The sequence below is a fragment of the Vibrio genomosp. F10 str. ZF-129 genome, assembly GCF_000287055.2.
GTDB lineage: Bacteria > Pseudomonadota > Gammaproteobacteria > Enterobacterales > Vibrionaceae > Vibrio.
On record NZ_AJYQ02000137.1, the window covers coordinates 60,490 to 81,422 of the forward strand.

Below are 20,933 nucleotides of genomic sequence, written 5' to 3' on the forward strand. Positions count from 1 at the left end.
TCCTTAAGTGGTGTTTAACTCACTCAGAATACAAGACCAAACAACAACAGCAATACCAATCATCCAGACTTCCAACGAGTCTATCGCCAAACCATACTTTGCTTACTTTAGAGTGTGTGTCCCTTTTAATTTTCTGAAACACTAATTCAATAATTGGGGCGTATCTCCGCTAATATTCGCTTATCAAGCAGATTGAGTTTACCAGCAACATCATATGAGGTTCTATTTGCAATAATTACGCTGGCAAGCCGTTCGTTTGGGTAGATTCGCATCTCTGAATGGTAACCAGCACCGCCACCTTCTTTATAGAAATAGGGCCTTCCATGGCTAGTAGATGTGTGCCAGCCTAAAGTCATTTTTATATCTCGACCGTTGCTATCTATCTGTTTAGTTAAAAGAAGTTCTTTAGAACTACCACTTAATAACACGGACTGTTCTTTTAATATGTCTTGTAGAATACTAAACATTCCTTCGGCTGTAGCAAAAACACCGCCATATGACGGGCCATAAACATGTACCGCTTTAATCTCTGTCCAAGACATGTCTATGTTGGTGAACAAATCTCTATCCAACATTAATGGTGCGATCATTCCCATAGGGCTGAAGCGCTTTAGGTGTCCTTTTGCTAACTTTGATTCATTAATAGTAAAACTAACTTGATCGTTCTTTAAGTTCAGAGGAGTAAGCACATTTTCTTCTATGTAAGTCTGATATCTTTTTCCGCTAACTTTTTCTATCACTTTACCTGCTAACCAATACCCTATGTTTGAGTATCGATACTTAAAGCCTGGTGGCGACTTGATTTTGTTGTTTGTCAACATGAGTGCGTTCAACTCATTATCTTCGTCAAATAACGCTTTCATTTCAGGAAGGTATACCCACTTTAAAGGTATCGGATTAGCTATTCCCGAAGTGTGAGTTATCAGGTGTCTAATATTGATTTCATCTGGATATGGAGTATCTAGTAAAGTGTTTATACTATCCTCCAACTCTAACTGGCCACGTTCCAATAGCTGTAAAATGGCTATTGCAGTGACTGTCTTAGTCATAGAAAATGTTGCCATTAAGTGTTGACGAGTTAACGGTTCCTTGCTGTTTACATCTGCCAACCCTGGTGAGGATGAAACTAGCAACTTGTCCTTATCACCTATTACGTATTGATAACCTGGTTCCATTTCATTCTCCCCACTTGTCTGTAGAACGGCACAACTAGCTACAACTAGAAGTGACAAAGAGATCCCTATACATCTCATTTGTTCTGAAATGCGAGTGTGAGTTGCTTTAGAGAGCTAGAAAGACATTTCAATTGTTCGCTATCAAGAGGAATATCTACTGTGTTTATTAGCGCTGCTTCTATGTCAAGTATTCCTGTAAGTACATGCGTTCCACGTTCGGTAAGTTCTATTAAACTCGAAGTCTTGTGGTCTGGATTCGAGGTTAAGGAAATTAAGCCTTTGCTTTGCATATTGGAGATCGTTTTTTGCAGATATTGTCTTGAACGTTGAGTCTTTCGAGCTAACTGTGGAATTGTCTGGAAACCCTCTGATTTCAAGATCAACATTACACCACGGGTGCAGCTATTGACCCCTTTTTCTTTGTGAATTTGATCTACTAACGTATTCATTTGATTCATAAAAGCACGAGAGCTTTCTATTATTTCGTATAAGGCTTTTGTATTATCCATTATCGTTGCTTCTCCACAGGAACACATACATATTATGACAACCTGATTGTCAATGTAGAAATAGATTGTCAATTTGTCAAGTTGATTGTCAAATGTGTAGAGCTTAGAGTATTAAAAGCCAATGCAAAGAAGGTGAGTGCTTATCGCATTGATATAGAGCCTGGCCCCTCTAGTACATTATGTTCAGTTCGAGCTAGATCTTTCAGAAGGTTCGCATAAAAATTCAACCTAGATTTACTGGTTAGGTATCCCCGCTTTTGAACGAAAATGGGAGATTCCGCGCATAAGTGATGCGCGGCCTGCCATTAGTAAAAGTCGGGCTAATTCCTGGCGGGGATTATCAGCGTTATGTTGCGCAAGCTCGGAATGGGGCAAAACCTTGTCAGAGCACAACGCAAACAGCATTGAAAAGTTTCGAACTTTATTGCCAGCTCTCGTCTTTATTGTCGAGTTTTCAAACTTGAATATTCGACGACACAAGCCAAATCACCAAACCAACAGAGTTTCATCGGCTGATTCATGTCTCTGATTTGCATTACCGCAGAAAGGCTCATGCGTTTGAACAAGCAATCGATAAGTTCTCCTCGTTACTTTTTGCAAAACATTATCTACGGCAACACCCCAATCAAAGCGCTAAGCTTTAGTGACGTGATTTTAACCAAGGTTAACAATTAGCTCTCCTAACCTATACACTTTAGATTTCCTAACTATGATGTCCTAGCTATGAAGGTAAGTAAGCCAATGAAAGTCATTCAACAACTGAACATCTTGATGTTTTCTTTGTTCATCACAGCAACCGCACATGCTTGGCAAGCAGAAAAAGTCGCCAGTGGGCTCTCGATACCTTGGGGGCTTGCCTACGTTGACGAACGTACCATGCTCGTGACTGAAAAAAACGGCACACTAAAGCGCGTCGACCTAATGACAGGCGATCACCATGTTCTCGCAACTGTCCCTGACGTATGGGCAAAAGGGCAAGGCGGCCTGCTGGATATTGCTCTCTCCCCTTTTGACAACAAAACTATCTATGCCACTTACAGCAAAAATATCGATGGCGATGGCGTCACAGCACTCGCTTCGGCGCAATTCAACAACAACACCATCTCCGGTTGGAAGGATGTGTTTGTTTCTCAATCTCAAACCGATACAGGCCGACACTTTGGTAGTCGAATCACCTTTGATAACGACAGCCTTTATTTTTCCATTGGCGATCGTGGCGAACGCGAGAATGGACAAAACACACTGACTCATGCGGGGGCTATCTTACGTTTGTCCCCTGATGGTAAAGCCCCTGCCAATAACCCATTCGTCAATGATGACAGTGTTCTAGATGAGATATGGAGCTTTGGTCATAGAAATCCACAGGGGTTATTTTTCGATATCGAAACCCAAAACCTCTGGTCAATCGAACACGGGCCTCGCGGGGGGGATGAAATCAATCTCATCAAAAAAGGCGCGAACTATGGCTGGCCAATGGTGTCTTTTGGCAAAGAATACTGGGGGCCAATCGATGTCGGTGAAGCGACAGAAAAAGAAGGAATAGAAGCGCCCGTTAAAGTCTATATCCCCTCTATCGCGCCAAGCAGCTTGGTTGTGTATCGCGGTGAAAAATTCCCTGAATTAAAAGGAAAACTTCTTTCAGGGGCGCTAAAGCTCACTCATATCAACATCGTTACGGTTAATCGTCAGGGGCAAGCCATCGAAGAGGAAAGGATTTTATCCCATTTAGGTGAGCGGATCCGAGATATCGAGATTTCTCCTCAGGGCGACGTCTTTTTCAGTACCGATAGTGGCAATCTTTATCGACTCAAACGCTAATTCAGTTATGATGAAGCAGCCCATCACCCAATAACCCATCAACAAGAACGATGGCAGACAAAATGGTTTGGTTTACGTGTCACATTTGAGTCCTTGTATTCATCAACGCGGTTTATACAACGCATTTTATGTAACCAAACCTGTTTGAAAACGTGCTTAGGGCACATTTGTAAGCAACATATCTCACCGCAATTCATTAAAGTTTGATTTACATTTTGGTCACTTTTAGACTCCTTAGCTCACCAAACAACAATAAAAAGAGCCGTCATGAAATTAGAGACCGTCGATTACCTTGCTGAAGATGCCGCTGAGCAGTTTGTAAAGTCACTAAAAGAAACCGGATTTGGGGTATTAAAGAATCACCCAATCCCTAAAGAGCTGGTTGAATCTATCTACGAGAATTGGTACCAGTTTTTCTCTACTGAACGAAAAAACGAATTTCAATTTAACGTAGAAACACAAGATGGGTATTTTCCTCCCAGTGTATCAGAAGTTGCCAAAGGCCATAGCGTAAAAGACATCAAAGAGTATTTTCATATCTACCCTTGGGGGCAAATCCCAGAGGAATTGAAAGCGCAAATATTAGATTACTACCAACGGACCAGCCAATTTGCAGAAGAGCTGCTCGGTTGGGTTGAAGCTCATGCACCAAAAGAGGTTCAAGAACGCTTCTCCATTGCTCTCTCAGAAATGATCAACGGGAGCGACAAAACCTTGCTGCGCGTGCTTCACTACCCACCGATGACTGGGGAAGAAGAGCCCGGTGCAATTCGAGCTGCCGCCCATGAAGACATCAACTTACTCACCGTTCTTCCTGCCGCCAATGAACCAGGCTTACAGGTAAAAAGTCAGGAAGGGGATTGGATCGATGTGCCTTGCGACTTTGGTAACTTGATTATCAATATTGGCGACATGCTTCAAGAAGCGTCTGGGGGCTACTTTCCTAGCACCACGCATCGCGTAGTGAACCCTGATGGTGGTCGTCAAGAGCACTCTAGAATCTCACTACCCCTGTTTTTACACCCGAAACCCGAGGTTGTTCTGTCAGACCGCTACACCGCAGACAGCTACCTAATGGAACGTCTGCGTGAGCTGGGTGTCATCTAAAATTAGCAACCATTAAAACTAACCGCAATAAGTGGCACGCCAGCCATTTCCCCTGGTGAGCGTGCCCAACAATGGCGAAATAAGCAGAAATAGGAAAAAGCTGAAACGCTGATGAAGAAAAACAGAGTAAGGAAAACAACCGGCCAGTAAAATGCTCCGGTTTATCTATTTTAGCCTTCAGAAACCATCACATCCCATCTATAAGTGCCGTCCTAAAACCAACCATATAGATCACAACTCAAATAATTACACCTCTAATCTTAAGCATTCAATACACTCTCAACCCACTGTTATTATTATATTTATTACCACTCCTTTCCAGTTATTACACTGCACACCTCAAAATAATGGTTTGAACTCTAATGATTTATCTGTCATTTTATAATTAATTGAACGTTCAATATAAAATAAAAAGGACCTCAACATGCCCAAGGTCGGGATGCCCGATATCCGAAAACCACAGCTTGTTAACGCAACCATGACGGTCATCGATCGTGTTGGCTTACACGCAGCAAGCATCGCTTTGATCAGCAAAGAAGCGGGAGTATCAACCGGGATCATTAATCACTACTTTGGCGGCAAGCAGGGCCTTCTTGAAGAAACCATGCGAGCAATCCTTCGCCAACACTCAAGCACCATAGGCTCCTTACTTAAAGCACTGCCCACGGATGCTCACCAGCAGAGAATCAATGCCATTATCAAGGGCAACTTTGAGGGCTATCAGGCAGAGAATAGGGTTGCTAAGACTTGGCTCGCGTTTTGGTCGTATTCAATGCACGACGCACAACTCAAGCGATTGCAGCGTGTGAATGAAAAACGATTGTTGTCTCATCTACTCATTGAGTTAAAAGCCCTATTGACTCACGAACAGGCAGCGCTTGTTGCACAAGGTATTGCCTCCCTCATTGATGGGATTTGGCTACGAGGCACATTGAACCCTGATGGGATCAACGCTGATAAAGCCCGCTTTATTATCAACGACTACTTGGATAAACAACTCGCGTTTTATTCGACACGTCCTAACACTACTAATGACTGAGTTTGAGCTTCAAATGGAAATGAATTCGTTATACATCGATTCCTTATATATCAATGGAAAGAGCACGCCTGCAACCTCTGGCGAAACATTCACAAGCATTAACCCAGCCAATGGCAAGGTCATCGCGACGCTAGGCCAGGCATCTGAGCAAGATGTACAAAGTGCGGTTGAATCGGCGCAGCGTGGCTTTGCCGTTTGGTCAGCCATGTCAGCCATCGAGCGCAGCCGTATTTTACTCAAAGCGGTAGAAATACTTAGAGCTCGAAACAATGAACTGGCAGCGCTGGAAGTGGCCGATACTGGCAAGCCATTACAAGAAGCCATTGAGGTTGATATTGCTTCTGGTGCCGACGTGATTGAATACTTTGCGGGGCTGGTTCCAGGAATGCAGGGCGATCAACAACCGCTCAGTGATACGCAGTTTTTCTACACACGCCGAGAGCCTCTTGGTATCTGTGCAGGCATTGGTGCATGGAACTATCCGATTCAAATTGCGATGTGGAAATCTGCGCCTGCACTCGCGGCAGGCAATGCCATGATATTCAAGCCTTCAGAAGAAACCCCGTTAACCGCCTTGAAGTTGGCGGAAATTTTCACGGAAGCAGGGTTGCCTGATGGTGTATTTAACGTGGTTCAAGGGGATTATCGCGTGGGTCAAATGCTGACCGCTCATCCTGATATCGCCAAAATCTCATTCACTGGTGAAACAGGCACCGGCAAAGCCGTCATGGCTGACAGCGCAAAAACACTCAAAAGCGTCACGATGGAGCTTGGTGGTAAGTCACCGATGATCGTGTTTGATGACGCCAAGATCGATGATGCTGTCTCTGCATCGATGGTCGCTAACTTCTACACTCAAGGCGAAGTGTGTACTAATGGAACACGCGTATTTGTTCACGAAAATGTTTATGACGCGTTCATCAACCAACTGAAAACGCGCACTGAGAAACTGATCATTGGCGATCCGATGAACATCGACACTCAGATCGGCGCACTGATTTCAAAAGATCATCTCTCGAAAGTACTCGATGCGATTGAACAGGCAAAGGGATCCGGTGCCACCCTACTGACTGGGGGCCATCAAGCCACTGACAACGGTTTAGACAATGGCAATTTTGTTGTCCCTACCGTGTTTGTTGATTGCCAAGACGATATGCCACATGTGCAAAAAGAGATCTTTGGCCCAGTGATGTCGATTCTCAAGTTCAGCGATGAAGACGATGTTATTCGCCGAGCCAACGACACAAAATACGGTCTTGCTGCGGGTATTTTCACGCAGAATCTCTCCCGCGCTCATCGCGTTATTCACCAAATGCAAGCGGGGATCTGCTGGGTGAATACATGGGGAGACTCACCCGCAGAAATGCCGGTCGGTGGGTACAAACTGTCTGGGATAGGCCGAGAAAACGGGCCTGAAACCCTACTCCATTACACGCAGACAAAGAGCATTCTTATCGAGTTAGGCGATTACGCCAGCCCCTATGCTTAATTAACCCGTCTAACGAATAATCAGTTTAGCCCTACCGACTTGCAACTAGGTAACTAGGTAACAAAGTAACAAAGTAACAAAGTAAGTAAGCAGACAAATCGGTGCAGGGCGACACGGAGACAACAGATGCAACACATACAACAACACTACGATTATATTATCGTCGGTGCAGGTTCGGCCGGCTGTGTATTGGCTGACCGACTCACCGAGAGCGGCAAACACAACGTATTGCTGCTAGAAGCCGGTGGCTCTGATAAAAGTATTTTCATTCAAATGCCCACTGCACTTTCTTATCCGATGAATACCGATAAATACACGTGGCAGTTTGAAACACAGCAAGAATCGGGGCTGGATGGCCGACAGTTGCACTGCCCCCGCGGGAAAGTACTCGGTGGCAGCTCGTCCATTAACGGCATGGTCTATGTGCGTGGCCACGCTTGCGATTTTGACGAATGGGAAGAACAAGGCGCAGCAGGTTGGAACTACCAAGCGTGTCTGCCTTATTTCAAACGTGCAGAAACGTGGATTTCAGGCGAAGACCAATACCGTGGTGGCAATGGCCCATTAGGTACATGCGGCGGAAACGAGATGGAACTCAACCCACTCTACCAAGCCTTTATCGATGCTGGAAAAGACGCGGGTTACCCTCAAACCGCTGACTACAACGGCTATCAGCAAGAAGGTTTCGGCCCAATGCACATGACCGTCGACAAAGGTGTTCGAGCATCAACGGCTAACGCCTATCTACGTCGTGCTCTCAAACGCCCAAACCTGACGCTCATGAAAGGCGTGGTCACTCGTAGAGTGCTCCTTGAAGAGCAAGAGAACGGGTTAACAGCGGTGGGCGTTGAATTTGATAAATCTGGCAAAACACAAACCGTACTAGCAACTAAAGAAGTCATTTCTAGCGCAGGTTCGATTGGATCGGTTCAGCTTCTTCAGTTATCAGGCATTGGCCCAAAAACAGTATTAGAAAAAGCAGGGGTTGACCTAAAACACGAGTTACCGGGCGTGGGTGAAAACCTTCAAGATCACCTTGAAGTGTATTTCCAGTATCACTGTAAACAGCCTATCACCCTAAATGGCAAACTCGATTTGGTCAGTAAGGGCTTGATTGGCGCAGAATGGCTATTAACGCGCAAAGGGCTTGGTGCCACCAACCACTTTGAATCTTGTGCGTTTATCCGTTCACGTAAAGGGCTTAAGTGGCCGAATATTCAATACCACTTTCTACCAGCAGCGATGCGCTACGACGGACAAGCGGCCTTTGATGGACACGGTTTTCAAGTGCATGTCGGGCCAAATAAACCGGAAAGCCGTGGCACCGTTTCTATTACCTCTGCGGATCCACATGTGGAACCCGAGATCAGATTCAACTACATCTCTACCGAGCAAGACCGCCAAGACTGGCGCGACTGTATTCGCTTAACTCGTGAAATTTTATCTCAGCCTGCGATGGACAGCTACCGTGGTGAAGAAATTCAACCAGGTGCTGAACTGACCTCAGATGAAGACATAGACCGATGGGTTAAGGAAAACGTAGAAAGCGCCTACCACCCTTCTTGCGGCTGCAAAATGGGCGCAGATACCGACGAAATGGCGGTTTTAGACGCTCAGTGTCGTGTACGCGGAATTCACCACCTTCGCGTCGTAGATTCATCCATTTTTCCAACCATTCCTAACGGCAACTTAAATGCCCCAACCATCATGGTGGCTGAACGCGCCGCGGATATGATCCTGGGTCATGTCATGCTCGAACCACAAAATGTGCCGGTTTGGATTGCACCAGAATGGGAAGAAAAACAACGCATCAATGCACCACTAAGAGCGATCGATAGCTTCACTTAATCGCTCGCAAAACCCATAGATAATTATTAGATACACAGAACATAAACTAAAAAGTCAGTCATCACATTTAGGAAACTGAGAGAAAGCAGTTTCAAGGTATGAAAAAAAGGAATCATTATGCCAACCATTAAAAAGACACTTACCGCACTCGCCATCAGCTCACTTGCGTTTAACGCATATGCCAACGCGTCTATGGAAGCGCAACAATGTTCAACCGTACGCTTTGCAGACGTAGGCTGGACCGACATTACAGCGACTACGGCAGTGACCTCAGAGCTGTTAAAAGGCCTAGGCTACACCACAAAAACCGATCTGCTCTCTGTTCCGGTGACCTATTCTTCAATGGCAAACAGCGATATTGATGTTTTTCTTGGCAACTGGATGCCCACCATGGAAGGTGACATTGCCAAATACCGTGAAGCAGGCACGGTAGAAACCGTTCGTGCCAATCTAGAAGGCGCGAAGTACACGCTTGCTGTGCCTAAATATGTTTACGATGCTGGCGTAACAAGCTTTGCTGATCTGGTAAAACACGCCGACAAATTCAAAGGTCGTATCTACGGTATCGAACCGGGTAACGATGGAAACCGACTCATTCAGTCAATGATCGACTCAGATGCCTTTGGTCTAAAAGACTTCAGCCTGGTTGAATCAAGCGAAGCAGGCATGGTGTCTCAAGTAACTCGTGCGGTGCGTCGTAATCAATGGATTGCCTACCTTGGTTGGGCACCACACCCAATGAACAGCAACGTTGACATGGAATATCTTTCAGGCGGCGATGACTATTTCGGTGCGAATTACGGCGGCGCAAATGTCTACACCAATGTTCGCGCAAACTACCTGTCAGAATGTAAAAACGTCGGCCAACTCCTGCAAAACCTCGAGTTTTCATTAGAAATGGAAAATGCGTTGATGGAAGCGATTTTGAACCAAGATATTCAACCAGAAAAAGCCGCTCAACAGTGGTTAATCAGCAACCCTGAGCAAGTAGAAGCTTGGCTAGAAAACGTAACGACTCAACAAGGTGAAGCCGCTACGAAAGCCGTAGCTGCATACCTAAAACAAGTGAAAGCGTAATCACTGTTTCGAGCAATCGATGGGCTTCGGTCCATCGATTGTTCGCAGACACAAGTAACACAACTCAATGCAACAAATCACAGAAATAAATAATTAAAGGCAATGACGTGAATTTTATTACGGAAAACAAAATCCCTTTTGGTCAATGGATGGAAACAGGTGTCGACTGGTTAACCATCAATGCGGCCGGATTTTTTGACGCGATTTCAATCTTCTTAGAGACGGTCATCCTATTTTTGGTCGATGTATTCAAATGGATGCCCCCTGCTCTGCCAATCGTAATAACCGCCGCTCTTGCTTGGTTTTTACACCGTAAACCGTCGCTGGTTATCTTTGTTGTTGCTGCGTTATTGACCATTCTCAACCTAGGTTACTGGCAAGAAATGCTGGAAACCTTCGTACTCGTGTTTGCAGCGACGTCTATTTCCGTGTTGATCGGTGTCCCTGTTGGCATCATGGCAGCGCATAGACCTTGGCTTTATACCGCACTGAGGCCCATTCTCGACTTAATGCAGACGGTGCCTACGTTCGTCTACCTTATCCCTACCTTGGTTTTATTTGGTCTGGGTATCGTACCGGGGCTCATTTCGACCATTATTTTCGCCATTGCCGCGCCTATTCGCCTGACTTACCTAGGTATCATCAAAGTCCCAGAAGAACTGATTGAAGCAGGCAAGGCATTCGGCGCAAGCAAAATGAAGCTTCTGATGAAAGTAGAACTGCCTGCCGCGTTACCCAGCATTATGGCGGGGGTAACTCAGTGCATCATGTTGTCCTTGTCAATGGTGGTGATAGCAGCACTGGTAGGTGCGGATGGATTAGGAAAGCCGGTTGTGCGAGCACTCAATACCGTGAACATTTCACAAGGTTTTGAAGCCGGACTGGCGATTGTGCTTGTCGCAATGATTCTTGACCGCCTATGTAAAACACCCAACCAAAAGGATGCCTAATCATGAACATGAATGTTGCAGATGCGATCACCATTAAAAATCTAGACGTTGTGTTTGGTGACAAAACAGCAAAAGCGCTCGAACTATTGGACGATGGGAAAACACGCCAAGAAATCATTGATGAAACCGGCCAAGTGGTAGGGGTCGACAATGTATCCCTCTCAGTCAAAGAAGGCGAGATCTGTGTTTTGATGGGGTTATCTGGCTCTGGGAAATCAAGCCTACTGCGCGCGGTTAACGGCTTAAACGACGTCAGCCGTGGCACTCTCGACATCAAAGACGGAAACCATCAGGTGGATGTTGCCCAGTGTGACGAATCAACCCTGCGCCATCTGCGCACTCACCGTGTTTCAATGGTGTTTCAAAAGTTTGCGTTGATGCCCTGGCTGTCAGTTTTGGATAACGTGGCGTTTGGCCTTGAGATGCAAGGTGTGGCGAAATCTGAACGTCGCGCTAAAGCCAGAGAACAAATAGAAATGGTGGGCCTTTCTGAATGGGAAACGAAATACCCGCATGAACTTTCTGGCGGTATGCAGCAACGTGTTGGTCTTGCTCGCGCTTTCGCGATGGATACCGACATACTGCTCATGGATGAACCTTTTTCGGCGCTTGATCCCTTGATTCGAGCGCAACTGCAAGATGAGCTGTTACTGCTGCAAAGTAAACTCAATAAAACGATTCTCTTTGTCAGCCACGATCTCGATGAAGCGCTTAAAATTGGTAATAACATCGCAATCATGGAATCAGGTAAGCTCATTCAACACGGCAAACCGGAAGAGATCGTCCTAGCGCCAAAAACAGAATACGTGAAAGACTTTGTGGCACATACCAACCCGTTGAACGTCTTAAAAGGTCGCTCATTAATGCAGCCTTTAGAATCGCTAAAGCAAGATAACGAACGCTGGCAAATCTGCGAGACCAAAGATGTCTGGATCAAACACCATCAAGGTGAAGTGGCTATTCACGGTGAATCAGAGGTGAGCTTGGTCAACGGGCAAGATTCTAAGGATGATTTAAGCAATATTGATGCGACAACGGTGGTGATGGCTAGCCCAGACATTAGTATGCGTGATGCAATCAAACTGAAACAGTTAAGCAATTACCCAATTCTGTTGGTCGAAAAGAACCAGTTGGTTGGCATTCTGGATGATAACGCTTTTTACAACGCACTCATCGGTAATTTGCAAACCAAGTCTGCCGCGTAAATCACCAGAATGAGCATCAATCTGAATGTGAAAGGCGTGAGATTCCCCTTTCACATTAGAAAAGATTGAGAATGGTGCGAACATCAGTACAATGCGAAAAATAGAGAAGTAATTCTTCCATTTCAACACTGCATTTAGATACTGCATTTAGACAAAGGTCCGTCACTTGGAAAAACATGATGAAATTCTCGTCGCTATCCGCCAAATCATTCGTGCGATCGACTTACATTCAAAAAAATTGAGCAAAGAGTACGGATTAACCGGGCCTCAACTCATTTTGATGCGTGCTATCCAAGAAATGCATAACGTGACCATCAAAGAATTGTCGAATCACACCAATGTTAGCCAAGCAACGACAACCACGATCATCGATCGATTAGAGCTCAACGGCTATGTACAACGTGTCCGTAGCGAATCAGATCGTCGTAAAGTACATGCTAACCTAACCGAAAAAGGCGAAGAGTTACTCAGTAAAGCGCCAAAGCCCCTGCAAGATAGCTTCGTCAATAAATTCCAAAATATGGAAGCGTGGGAGCAGAGCCTATTGTTATCGTCAATGCAGCGTGTCTCTTCAATGATGAATGCAGAAGATATCGACGCCGCACCTGTTTTACAGCTGGAAAGCATTTCAAAGCCTAGTGCCTAACCTTATTAGCGAGCACCATTAGCGAGCACCGATGGATTTAACGCCATTAATGAGCATTAATGTTCAGCACGAATAAAATAATCACGGGCAAATACAACGTGAACAAGAGAATAGAACAATGAACAACGAACTTGATGTAATCGATAACCTTGAAGAACTCGAAAAATTCCTGATTTCAGTAGAAAATGGTGGATTAGGTTTACAAGGTGTTTCTGGCGTCGGGATGGCAACCAACAACAGTGACGGTCGCCATTTTGTTGCGGTATTTGATGGCAACCAAAAACTGCTTTTGGCTCGTTGGATTACTCAAGAAGTCTTCGAGACAGGTAAGGACCTGGTTCGCAATGGGCCCAAGAAGTAATCAATGACTGACTTTTAAAGTCAGTCATTTGTCTATTCCAAACCGTATATTAGGACTCACACCCAGAGACAAGCAGGGTTATTTCCTTTTTAGACCACACCTGAATAACGTGAATGTCAAAAAGACATCGCCTCACATCCTAGTGATGAATACGAGGCGATGTTAAGACTCAATAGCACTCTATTTCATCAACGAAATGAGCGACCTTTAAGCGGTAATCGAATTTGCTTGAGGGTGTTTGCGACTCTTGGCTTACTCACCTCAGAGCGCTTGATGGATTCAAACAAAGCAGGATCGAATGCTCCAGGCTGTTTAAGGTCGTGGCACAAGTTGTCGATCAGTGATTTGTCTACGCCCCACATCGTGAACAGGTGAACATAGTGCCGCTGTTGTGTATCTTGGCCACCAAAACTCATGCTCTCTTTGGCAAGCGAGTAACGGAAAATAATCTCCTCATTGGGCTGGCAGAATATCAACGAAAGGGATAAAGGGGTTCTTTGCAGCCACAAATCCTTCGGCAAGTCAGCATCTTTGCCACGCCAATATTCAGCGACCAAAGATAACTGCTCATAGGTATATTGCGCCATTTTCTGTGCTTGCATCGCAAGATCGATCTGTTTCTGATAGCTGTTACGCGCAAAGTACTCCCAAAGTATTAGTGGAGAAAGTCCGTTTCGCGAACCGGCAAATGTGGTGTCGGGTGAGCCAATGTATTCTGGGTTATCGGGAGGGGATACCATGAATTTTTGTTTCGTCATATAAACACCGGTGGGCCACGGTGCACCCGGCCACTTATGTCCACTCGTCACAATAGAGTTAATCATCGGGTTACTAAAATCGAAGTTAGGTCCGGTATCGCTCCCCTGTTCGGCAAAGAAACGTTGGTACTCTGGACAATCTTTCGCCATCTTTATAAAAGGGAGATAGCTTGCGCCAAGCGCGCCATCCACATGCACCCAATAGCCGCTTCGCATCTCATAATCGCTCTTTGGATCTTGTGGATCGATGGGCACCTTTCTTTGCCATAGACCATTCTTTTTTAAGATAGGCGCCAAACGAGACGTTATGTGGTCAACATCATCATAGGCCCCTTTGAAGGTTGTCCCGCAGTTTAAAACCAATAAAATAGGGTGCCCTTTTTCAGCAAAAAATCTGACATATGCGACCAGCTTTTCCACGTCGATAGCGCCAGAACCGGCTGGAAGTTCAGCCGTAGGTTGTTCTGACTCAACCTCACTAGGCCAAGGCTTACCTAGAGTAACAGGGTTCTCCTTTGGATAAAGTCGGTTACCGAGCGCCCCAAACGTGTCGATTTTTTCAACCGCCATCGCCTTTACAATAGAGTAATGGGTGTCTTGTGAAAAAAAAGCCACAGGCGTGTAAGCATTAGCTTTTGCACGCGGTGTACAAGGGTAGTGAGCGTAAACTTCGTTATTGACCAAGGTGGCACCACTCACCGTTTCAGATTTTATCTCCTCTTCTAGTAACATCACACCGCTTAAATAGTCACGAGCATTAAGCATGGCATACAAGTTACCTTCTGTGCTTCCCATGGTGAGAACATAGCCCCAATAACTGTCAGGATCACCGGGGTGAAATTGGTCGTTTTTATCAATATACGGCCCTTGTGAAGGCCAACTTGCATTCCACAAACAAGCAAAATAATCCAGCACTGATCGCTCTACACATTTTGAGTTAATTGTGTAGTTTCCATTGACGAAAGGGTCACCCACATTATTTAGGCTCGCGTCAAGAAACGGAGAGAGCCGCTTTTGGTAGTTAATGTTTTCTTCGGTTTGATAGCCAAGAAAGTGCTGCTTTTGAACATCCACATAAGCAAGTAACTGGCTATACACTTGATCTTGCTCCGTCACCGTTTGTCCTATGGGTGGCAGTTCAACATCAAAGCTATCGACAGCCTGTTCGGTGTAATGAAAATCATAATTTCTTTCAGCATAAACCTTCGTTGGATCGGCGGAGGGGGGTGACACTTTCCCAAGCGCGAACTCGGGTACTTGCTCTATCCATGGCTTGCGCCCAGGGCCGTATTTTATCCTTGTCTGATCACTCATTGTGTTGCTCCAAGTTTTTAAGATTGATTTATTCGGAACAAGTAGCGCGAGTTTTTTCGCTACTTAGCCAACCACGAAAAATTCGTGTATCGCTAACTATAGGCACATTATTGAGTATGAGTTCAGTTACTTATCAATAAATTAAAAAATATCATATTAACTTCAACATGATGATCCTTATATTTTGAGTGCTTAGTTGCAAAAATAAACACATTACAAATATTGATAGTTTGACATTCAACAACTAAAGTCTAGTGTCAGCTTAGTTGCATATTGGTCCATTTAGAAAGCAAATAAGCTGCCATGGCTAGGTGATAGACTGATCGAATACTTCATGGACTGATTGTTCGGTGACATGAAATAAAAATAAAAGATCGGCGTCATCATAATATCGCTCTAACTATGTTCGAATATAGTGAGGTATAAGATGAAATTAGGCTTTAAATCAAGAATTTACTTCGGTGTCGGGGCGCTTGTCGCTGCGTCACTCATCGTGCTGGGAACACTGAATATACTGGCTATGCGCGACAACATGGTTGAAGGTTTGGTGGAAAAAACATCGGATAAACTCAGTTTCCATGTTTCAGAACTGGAACAGATGATGCAGTTCAAAACTCGGTCGATTAAGAATGGGGCTAAAAGCTTTAATCGTCAACTTAGCAGTGAAGACAATCAACGTTTAGTTGAACTTCTGGCTCAGAGTTCATCGCTTTCTAACGTTATCATGACCTATGAAGACGGCCGGGCATTCATGTCCTTAGAAGGCGAAAAGTATGATTTTCGTCAGCGTGATTGGTATCAAAATGCAAAAAATGCTCGTGACGCAATGATTACTGGTGTGTATCAAGATCAAGTCACCCAGCAAAAAGTAGTGAGTGTCACGACACCCGTTATCCAAGACGGGCAATTTATTGGTGTTCTTCTTGGGGATGTACAGCTAGGAGATGTGGTAAGCGCCGTCAGTAATATGCGTTTTGCGGGTGGTGCGGCAACGTTAACCGACAACAAAGCGGTCTTTTTTGCCAGTGATGACCCGAATGATATAGGAAAAACCCCCTCACAAATTAGCCCCAATTTCACAGACATGGAGCGCGCTTTTTTCTCTCAGCAATCGGGAAATCTTAGCTTTCCTTACCTTGGTATTCAATTTGATGGCTACTTTGAGCGCGTCAACCTTAGTCCTGATATGTATTGGACTCTAATGGTATTTGTGGACAAGGAAAGCGCACTGACTACCGTGTACGACGCTATGTATAAGTCACTGATGACTGGTACCTTACTGCTGCTTGTCAGTTTCGGGGCTATTTTTATCATTTTACAATACGCGTATCGTCCGCTACTCAAATTAAAAAGAGCGGTGTTGGATCTCTCAAATGGGACTGGCGATCTGACCCAGCGACTCAAAATAGAAGGCGAAGACGATTTGGCTCAAATAAGCCAGGGCTTTAATCGATTTGTAGAGAATCTACAAGAAATGATGCTACAGATATCACAAGCAAGTCAAAATATCTCAGTCAGCGCCAAGCAGCTAGGGGCAACAGCGCGAGAAAACAAAGGAATGCTCGTGACTCACTCTAGTGAAACAGAACAAGTGGTGACGGCCATTACTGAAATGAGTGAAAGCGCCAGAACGGTTGCCGAGAATGTCAATCAATCGAATCGTATTACAGAAGAGGCAAGCAAAGAAGCAGAATCATCGTTGCTTATTGTTAACAATGCAGTTAGTACCGTCAGTGCATTGGTGACAGAAGTGGAGGATATGTCCAACAGCATTCTTCGTATGAATCAAGACGCGAATAAAATCAGTAATGTGCTCAATGTCATCGGTGAAATCTCTGAACAAACTAACTTACTGGCACTCAATGCCGCGATTGAAGCAGCGCGTGCAGGTGAACAAGGGCGCGGTTTCGCGGTAGTGGCTGATGAGGTTCGGGCGCTTGCAGGCCGAACACAAAATAGCACAATGGAAATTTCAGAAATGCTAAGTCAGTTGCTGGGCGGGACAGAAAGTGTTGTTAAAGCGATGGATTCGACCAAAAGACAATGCCAAGAAACCGCCGACAAGACGGGCGAAGTGTCGGAAAGTTTGACCGTGATGAGCACATCAGTCAAAGAAATCGACGATGTAAGCACTCAGATTGCAGCAGCGACAGAAGAGCAAAGTACCGTTGCTGAAGAGCTAAGTCGCAATATGCTCTCTATCCGCGATATTGTAGAGTCCCTAGTCAACAGCGGGCAACAAACCGTGCAAGCGACAGAGTTACTCAATGATACGAATGATGATCTAAAACGTCAGGTTGCCAACTTTAAATTGAGTTAGTGCGATGGGTATTAGTGTAGTGGGCAATAGTTAGAAAGTGGCTAAAGCCCATCATACTGCACCGTTGGTCTCTTCAGTTTCTACCGTAAAACATTATCTTCTAACTAAAAAATGGCCTAGCTAACAACTAGGCCAATTTTAACTAAAATTAATACCTTAGGGATCGATGGGAGTATCAACTGCCATAGGTTCCACGTCTACATACCATCAAATAGCGTGCTCCAGCCGCCCAATTTTTCTGTCACCCATTTTTCTGTCACCCAATGGCAATTTAGGGAATTGAACTTATGAGGTAGCTAAATTATGCCTCGAGCAACGCCAACTCTTCGCCCCTCTTCCATTTCCCACTGAACCCCATACTTATCTAGCCAATAGAAAAATGAAATCGGGAATCCATTCAGCTTCTCAGGGTGATACTCTTCAGAAGTATCAATCATTGTGATTCCCTCTTGAGTCTTTAAGTAGTTGAACACTGCTGTGCAGTTAGAAACTTCAAGGGCAATATGTCTAGGCCCGCCGAGATCGTAGGTTTTTGGCTGAGGGGGTACCTCTGACTTTCCTTCAGGTCTTTGGTAGTGCATCAGTTCAAGATAAACGGAGGCGTATGGGTGCTTAAGAAACAAGACATCAACCTTAACGTCTTGATTCGCTAAGCCTGCATCTTGATTAAACTCATTCATTTCGACATTTCGATAGTCCATTTTTTCACCCTGAGCATCTAAAGCTCGCTCAAACCCTAGTACTCTATGATAGTAATCAGCGGCCTTATCGACATCTTCGACAATTATATTAATGTGAGACAAGCCAAGCACAAAACTACTGATGTCTCTTTGGGCAAGACGCTTCATTATTTCAGGTTTCACATTAGGGGTAATCTCTACAGCATACTTAGCTTCTTTACCTGAAGTTAAGTCTTCATTACAGACTAAATAATTTTTAGTTTCATGCTTGTGTGTATCACTTTTCCCCGGTTCAATCTGAACCTTCCAATGCTTGATTGCGAACCAGTCAGGGTTGATAACATAAGCCGCGGCTACTAAATCAAATGGAATAAATCCTTGTTTGGAGCCAAATATGAACGCCCACTCTAGCGCCCACACTCGAGAATGTTTTTCTAGATATTCGGCTAATGAACTTCCACGCTTCATCTCTTTAAGTTCATGAAAGTTGATCCAAAGATCATCACATATTTCAAACGGAATAAATGTTACTTTAATATCGCTATTAAGCACCACCTTAAACGCAGCTTCATCAACTTCGAAATTTAAGTCCTTAAATGGCCGGGGTTGACGTTGACTCACTATGAAGTGTTGTTCTTTGTTCCTTCGCCCTGCTACGCACACTACTTCTTGAATATTCTTGACTTGATCAGGAAAATGCTCGACCAGCAATGCAATATTGGTTAATGCTCCGATTGCCAGTATGGTAAGAGGCCCTTGTTTCAATTCTTCAGCTAGATCCCGTACAGAATCGGGAATATCTATACCCTGCGACTCAGAAAAAAATACAGAGCTACCCTTGGACACTCTTAGACTTGTCGGGCCAAATAAGGAAGTAAATTGAGTCGCAATTTTAGTAGAAATCTCAATATCATTAGTATTCCCTAATGTTGAGCTCAAACCAACGATATCTATTTCCTGACTTCTAAACAAAAGGCCAAGCGCATACCCGTCGTCAACATCGCAGGGGGAAAACCCGTTAACGTGACCGATCGTAATATCGGTATCTACCCAAACGCGTTTTTGAGGTTGCCTAAAGAACTCACTAGTTTCTAAGCTGCGCATAATATTTTCCTTTATTGGCTAAGAAATGAAACAGTGTCATGAACGGTATTGGTTAGAGGCTCTCTATTTCAAAACTATCGCTATGCATAACGATATTTCTGCCCGCTTCTTTCCCAGCGTATAACTGTTGATCAGCTAGCGTTAGTGCTTTTTTAAGGTTCAAATCTAACTGATTAAGCGTGATATTGTTGAGTGTTGATACAATAGGAATCGCGCCGATAGATACAGTAACGACATGATGAGGCAAATTATTCTTATGAGGAATAGACAATTCCAATACAGCAATTCGCAACGCGTCAATTTTGTGTATTAAGCTTGTTTTGTTATTGCTCGATAATATATAAACAAACTCTTCTCCTCCGAGACGGCAACCTAAGTCATGCGGCTCAAGAATGTCATTCATGGCGCTAGCCACGGCAGTCAAGGCATTGTCACCTTCTGTATGACCATAAGAGTCGTTGAAGCGCTTAAAATTGTCGATATCGCATATAACGACATAAACTAAGTTTCCCTTGAGCAAGGCATGTTGAACTATCTTAGCAGCGTGTTTTTGATATTTATATCGTGAGCCGATCCCCGTAAGAGGGTCGGTTTCTGTCTGGTTATGAAGAATACGCAATTGGTTTTTAATCTTGGTGATCAAACTCGAGTAAGAACGCGCAAGATCACCAATTTCGTCTGCTCTTTGTATTTCTGGAATCTGTGATTGGTCGATTTTTTCAATATCTTGCTTCATTGAAGTGGAAAGATCTTTTAGCGGGCTGACTAACCAATATGTAACAATATAAATAAGAACAAACGATATAAACAACGCTATGAACGCTTCATTTAAAATATTAGCTAGCAGTTTACTTTTTATGTCTTTTAAGTCCGTTGCGTCAAGCACCGCCCAGAGATACCCACCGTTTATGTTTCTTAGAGTTATTTGAATATGAAGTAAGTCTGAATCAACATCTAGGAAATAACCGACCTCTTGCATTTTTTCTGGGATCTGAGGGATGGGTTGAGATTGTAAATTAATGCTCTCAGTAATAACGTCAAGATCAACTTTAACTTTATTGATCAGATGGTTAAGCTTTTTTATATGAACCGTATTGTCAGCGGGTGTATCTAATAGATTACGTTGTAATTGGTTTAACTTTCCCGACAGTTTTTTTGCATCATCGGTGGAAACATCGAGCCGCCATCCTTTGCTTTTCTCTATTGAATATCTCACTTCAACCTGACGGTTCAAATAGTCACTCGTACCCGAAACACCAACAAACTTCAATTTAGGGATTGCTTTTAGGTTATCCAACGTTGATTGCATGAGAAGGTTGGCATAATTTCTACCGGCAACCGAACCAGAAAAAAAAGTGTTATACGCCTCAAGCTGGCTAGCCGACACATCTGCAAGGTACTCAACTTTGTTTATCCAATCGTTTTGGTAACGAGAATAAGACATACCAAAAATGATAGATAGAACAAGAGTAAGATGCGAAATAAACAGCATCTGGTTTATAGTCAACCAGCCAAACAGTCTATTACTCAAGG

The 20,933-nt window shown here is 44.2% G+C and carries 16 protein-coding genes; 11 read left to right on the forward strand and 5 right to left on the reverse strand.

The window, feature by feature from the left end:
• Nucleotides 1-146: 146 nt before the first annotated feature.
• Together A1QO_RS18685 and A1QO_RS18690 are read right to left on the reverse strand one after the other, a co-directional pair.
• Nucleotides 147-1,175, reverse strand: coding sequence for a serine hydrolase domain-containing protein (locus tag A1QO_RS18685; protein WP_017041869.1), 1,029 nt, complete (start codon nucleotides 1,173-1,175; stop codon nucleotides 147-149).
• Between the two features lie 74 nt (nucleotides 1,176-1,249).
• Nucleotides 1,250-1,684 carry a MarR family winged helix-turn-helix transcriptional regulator gene (locus A1QO_RS18690; RefSeq protein ID WP_017037481.1) on the reverse strand — a complete coding sequence of 145 codons (435 nt, stop codon included), beginning with the start codon at nucleotides 1,682-1,684 and terminating at the stop codon, nucleotides 1,250-1,252.
• A 741-nt stretch (nucleotides 1,685-2,425) separates the two neighbouring features.
• On the opposite strand from A1QO_RS18690, the gene A1QO_RS18695 reads away from it, so the two are divergent.
• The 10 genes from A1QO_RS18695 to A1QO_RS18740 all read left to right on the forward strand — a co-directional run bounded on the left by A1QO_RS18695 (nucleotide 2,426) and on the right by A1QO_RS18740 (nucleotide 13,224).
• Nucleotides 2,426-3,502 carry a PQQ-dependent sugar dehydrogenase gene (locus A1QO_RS18695; protein WP_017039510.1) on the forward strand — a complete coding sequence of 359 codons (1,077 nt, stop codon included), beginning with the start codon at nucleotides 2,426-2,428 and terminating at the stop codon, nucleotides 3,500-3,502.
• A 267-nt stretch (nucleotides 3,503-3,769) separates the two neighbouring features.
• Complete coding sequence (locus A1QO_RS18700) at nucleotides 3,770-4,609, forward strand: isopenicillin N synthase family dioxygenase (RefSeq protein WP_017037483.1); 840 nt, start codon at nucleotides 3,770-3,772, stop codon at nucleotides 4,607-4,609.
• A gap of 424 nt (nucleotides 4,610-5,033) precedes the next feature.
• The gene (gene betI / locus A1QO_RS18705; RefSeq protein WP_017036448.1) at nucleotides 5,034-5,648 is read left to right on the forward strand and encodes a transcriptional regulator BetI; all 615 of its coding nucleotides are present in this window, start codon (nucleotides 5,034-5,036) and stop codon (nucleotides 5,646-5,648) included.
• A 13-nt stretch (nucleotides 5,649-5,661) separates the two neighbouring features.
• Nucleotides 5,662-7,137, forward strand: coding sequence for a betaine-aldehyde dehydrogenase (gene betB, locus A1QO_RS18710; protein WP_017039511.1), 1,476 nt, complete (start codon nucleotides 5,662-5,664; stop codon nucleotides 7,135-7,137).
• 135 nt (nucleotides 7,138-7,272) lie between these two features.
• Entirely contained in the window at nucleotides 7,273-8,985 is a 1,713-nt protein-coding gene (betA, locus tag A1QO_RS18715) for a choline dehydrogenase (RefSeq protein WP_026026847.1), read from the forward strand.
• A 117-nt stretch (nucleotides 8,986-9,102) separates the two neighbouring features.
• The gene (locus A1QO_RS18720) at nucleotides 9,103-10,062 is read left to right on the forward strand and encodes a choline ABC transporter substrate-binding protein (RefSeq protein WP_017041870.1); all 960 of its coding nucleotides are present in this window, start codon (nucleotides 9,103-9,105) and stop codon (nucleotides 10,060-10,062) included.
• Nucleotides 10,063-10,169: 107 nt separating this feature from the next.
• Entirely contained in the window at nucleotides 10,170-11,012 is an 843-nt protein-coding gene (gene choW, locus A1QO_RS18725) for a choline ABC transporter permease subunit (protein ID WP_017036452.1), read from the forward strand.
• A 2-nt stretch (nucleotides 11,013-11,014) separates the two neighbouring features.
• Nucleotides 11,015-12,217: a choline ABC transporter ATP-binding protein gene (choV, locus tag A1QO_RS18730; RefSeq protein ID WP_017040104.1), complete on the forward strand. Its 1,203-nt coding sequence runs from the start codon at nucleotides 11,015-11,017 to the stop codon at nucleotides 12,215-12,217.
• A 166-nt stretch (nucleotides 12,218-12,383) separates the two neighbouring features.
• Nucleotides 12,384-12,863 carry a MarR family winged helix-turn-helix transcriptional regulator gene (locus tag A1QO_RS18735; protein WP_017036454.1) on the forward strand — a complete coding sequence of 160 codons (480 nt, stop codon included), beginning with the start codon at nucleotides 12,384-12,386 and terminating at the stop codon, nucleotides 12,861-12,863.
• Between the two features lie 118 nt (nucleotides 12,864-12,981).
• Nucleotides 12,982-13,224 carry a hypothetical protein gene (locus A1QO_RS18740; protein ID WP_017037488.1) on the forward strand — a complete coding sequence of 81 codons (243 nt, stop codon included), beginning with the start codon at nucleotides 12,982-12,984 and terminating at the stop codon, nucleotides 13,222-13,224.
• Nucleotides 13,225-13,412: 188 nt separating this feature from the next.
• Here the strand turns inward: A1QO_RS18740 and A1QO_RS18745 are convergent, their stop codons facing one another.
• Nucleotides 13,413-15,296: a pyridoxal-dependent decarboxylase gene (locus A1QO_RS18745; RefSeq protein WP_017040103.1), complete on the reverse strand. Its 1,884-nt coding sequence runs from the start codon at nucleotides 15,294-15,296 to the stop codon at nucleotides 13,413-13,415.
• Nucleotides 15,297-15,723: 427 nt separating this feature from the next.
• Here A1QO_RS18745 and A1QO_RS18750 point away from each other — a divergent pair, with 427 nt between their 5' ends.
• Nucleotides 15,724-17,616 (forward strand): methyl-accepting chemotaxis protein, encoded by a 1,893-nt coding sequence (locus tag A1QO_RS18750; protein WP_017040102.1) that lies wholly within the window; start codon nucleotides 15,724-15,726, stop codon nucleotides 17,614-17,616.
• A gap of 296 nt (nucleotides 17,617-17,912) precedes the next feature.
• Here the strand turns inward: A1QO_RS18750 and A1QO_RS18755 are convergent, their stop codons facing one another.
• Nucleotides 17,913-19,400 (reverse strand): nucleoside hydrolase, encoded by a 1,488-nt coding sequence (locus A1QO_RS18755; protein ID WP_017040101.1) that lies wholly within the window; start codon nucleotides 19,398-19,400, stop codon nucleotides 17,913-17,915.
• A 52-nt stretch (nucleotides 19,401-19,452) separates the two neighbouring features.
• Complete coding sequence (locus tag A1QO_RS18760; protein WP_241790489.1) at nucleotides 19,453-20,931, reverse strand: sensor domain-containing diguanylate cyclase; 1,479 nt, start codon at nucleotides 20,929-20,931, stop codon at nucleotides 19,453-19,455.
• Nucleotides 20,932-20,933 lie beyond the last annotated feature (2 nt).